The sequence below is a fragment of the Dietzia sp. DQ11-38-2 genome (assembly GCF_014145055.1).
Classification (GTDB): Bacteria; Actinomycetota; Actinomycetes; order Mycobacteriales; family Mycobacteriaceae; genus Dietzia.
Map to the genome: position 1 here is coordinate 171 of NZ_JAALDW010000342.1, position 2,859 is coordinate 3,029.

Annotated in this window: 2 protein-coding genes; both read right to left on the bottom strand. The window is 67.6% G+C overall.

Features of this window, described 5'->3' with window-relative positions:
• Positions 1-1,749, bottom strand: a 1,749-nt coding sequence (locus G6026_RS11830; RefSeq protein WP_241728052.1) for an acyl-CoA dehydrogenase, incomplete at its 3' end; no start/stop codon positions are given.
• Between the two features lie 153 nt (positions 1,750-1,902).
• Positions 1,903-2,859 (bottom strand): putative PEP-binding protein (locus G6026_RS11835; protein WP_347238097.1); only part of this gene is annotated, 957 nt, incomplete at its 5' end.

Genomic DNA, 2,859 nt, shown 5'->3' on the forward strand with positions numbered 1-2,859 from the left:
GTTCGCGAACCACTTGGCGGCGGCGATCTTGCCGTTGTAGAAGGCGGTGTCGGCGTCCGACGCGCCCTCCAGCGCAGCCAGCGCCACCTCGGCGCCGACGAGCAGACGCCACCCCATCATGAGGTCACCGAACGCCATGAGCAGGCGGACCGAGGCGAGCCCGATGATGTACAGGTGCTTGGGGTCCTCCTGGGAGGCGAGGAGGTGGTCGAAGCAGGTGCCGACCATCGCCTCGACGTCGGCGAGAGCGGTCGCCAGTACCTCGCGCTCGGTGGCCAACTCGGCGGGACCCTCGGCCTCGATGTACTTCTTGATCTGTGCCGACACGTGCCCGATGGCGGTGCCGCGGTCGCGGGCGATCTTGCGGAAGAAGAAGTCCTGCGCCTGGATCGCGGTGGTGCCCTCGTACAGGGAGTCGATCTTGGCGTCGCGGATGTACTGCTCGATCGGGTAATCCTGGAGAAAGCCCGACCCGCCGAAGGTCTGCAGTGACTCGGTGAGCAGCTCGTATGCCCGCTCGGACCCGACACCCTTGACGATCGGCAGTAGTAGGTCGTTGACGCGGTGGGCGAGCTCGCCGTCCGCGCCCGAGACGCGCTGGGCGATCTCGACATCCTGGTGGGCGGCGGTGTACATGTACACCGCGCGCAGGCCCTCGGCGAACGCCTTCTGGCGGATGAGTGCTCGGCGCACGTCCGGGTGGTGCGTGATGGTCACGCGGGGCGCGTTCTTGTCGGCCATCTCGGCCATGTCGCCACCCTGCACGCGCTCCTTGGCGAATTCCAGTGCGTTGAGGTAGCCGGTCGACAGGGTGGAGATGGCCTTGGTGCCCACCATCATCCGGGCGTGCTCGATCACGTCGAACATCTGACGGATGCCCAGGTTGAGCTCCCCGTCGCCGACGATCCAGCCCTTGGCGGGCACTCCGTGTCCGCCAAAGGTCAGCTCGCAGGTGGTGGAGACCTTGATGCCCATCTTGTGCTCGACGCCGGTGACGAAGACGCCGTTGCGCTCGCCCAGTTCACCTGTCTCGAAGTCGAAGTGGAACTTGGGGACGAAGAACAGCGACAGTCCCTTGGTTCCCGGTCCGGCGCCCTCGGGGCGGGCCAGGACGAGGTGGAAGATGTTCTCGAACAGATCATCGGAATCCGCGGAGGTGATGAACCGCTTGACGCCCTCGATGTGCCAGCTCCCGTCGTCCTGCTTGACGGCCTTGGTGCGTCCGGCGCCCACGTCGGATCCGGCGTCGGGCTCGGTGAGCACCATCGTCGCGCCCCAGCCGCGCTCGACGCAGGTGGCGGCCCATTCCTTCTGCTCCTCGGTGCCGTTCTCGTAGAGCACGGCCGCGAAGGACGGTCCGGCGCCGTACATGAACGCGGGGGGGTTGGCGCCGAGCATCATCTCGCCGGTGGCCCACACCAACGCGCGGGGGGCGGGCATGCCGCCGAGGTCCTCCGGCAGCCCCATCGACCAGTAACCCGCCTCGTACCAGGCGCGGAAGGACTTCTTGAAGTCCTCCGGCAGGGAGACCGAGTGGGTCTCGGCGTCGAAGACCGGCGGGTTGCGGTCGGCCGACGAGAAGGACTCGGCGACCGGGCCCTCGGTGAGGGTCGCGACCTCGGAGAGGATTCCCCGGGCGGTGTCGGTGTCCATGTCGCCGAACTCGCCTGCGTCGAGTGCCTCGTTCATGCGCAGGACCTCGAACATGTTGAACTCGAGATCGCGGACGTTGCTCTTGTAGTGACCCATTACGGTCTTCTCCGATCGGAGTGCGGTGTCGTGGCAATGGAGGTGGCCGCGCGGGTCGGCGCCGATGTCCATGTGCTCACCGGAACCTACCCGTCGGTAACAAGACAGATGTTAGTGCGTTGTCAGCGATCCGTCCAAGGTGAGGAGAGTCTCTTATTTCGCAGGTGAGCGGCGTGTCGCCGATCGCGCCGCATCGAGCAGGATCGCCTTCTCGGCGCGTGCCACGGTCCGCCGGGTGATCTCGGCGTAGTCGGGTGTCACCGACACCGACGTCACTCCCCGGCGTACGAGATGCTCGGCCATCGCGGGGTCGGTTGACGCCGCCTGGCCGCACAGGGAGACGGTGAGCCCCGATTCGTGGCAGCGGTCGATGATCTGGTCGATGGACGCCAGTACCGCCGGGTCCATGGAGTCGAACAACTCCGCGCACACCTCGGAGTCGCGGTCCACGCCCAGGGTCAGCTGGGTGAGATCGTTGGACCCGATCGAGACGCCGTCGATGCCCATCGCCGCGTACTCGGGGATCCAGTGGACGACCGACGGGACCTCGGCCATGATCCACCGTTTGAGTCCCGGGTCGCGCCCCAGTGGGTGGCCGTCGATGATGTCCAGGCAGGCGCGGAGCTCCCACGCCGTGCGGACGAACGGGATCATCAGGTGCAGGTTGCGGTGCTTCTCGCGCACACGGGCCAGCGCATCCAGCTCGAGCCGGAACAGGTCCGGCTCCTTGGTGTACCGGAAGCATCCACGGTAGCCGATCATCGGGTTGCGCTCCTCGGCCTCGACCTCCCCGCCGAGCAGGCCACGGAACTCGTTCGAGCGAAGGTCGGTCGCGCGGTAGATCACGGGCCGGGGGTCGAAGGCCGCGGTGATCGTGGCGATCCCGGAAGCCATGCGGTCCACGTAGTCGTCCGTCCTCCCCTCGGCGATGAGTGTGCGCGGGTGGACACCCTCCAGTGCGCTCGTGATGAGGAACTCGGCGCGCAGCAGGCCGACGCCGTCCACGTCCATCGCGGCCACGCGGGCGGCGGCGTCGGGGGTCGCGAGGTTGACGTACACCGCGGTCGCGGTGACCTCGCGCGTCCGTGCCTCGGGGGGCCGACCCGCGTC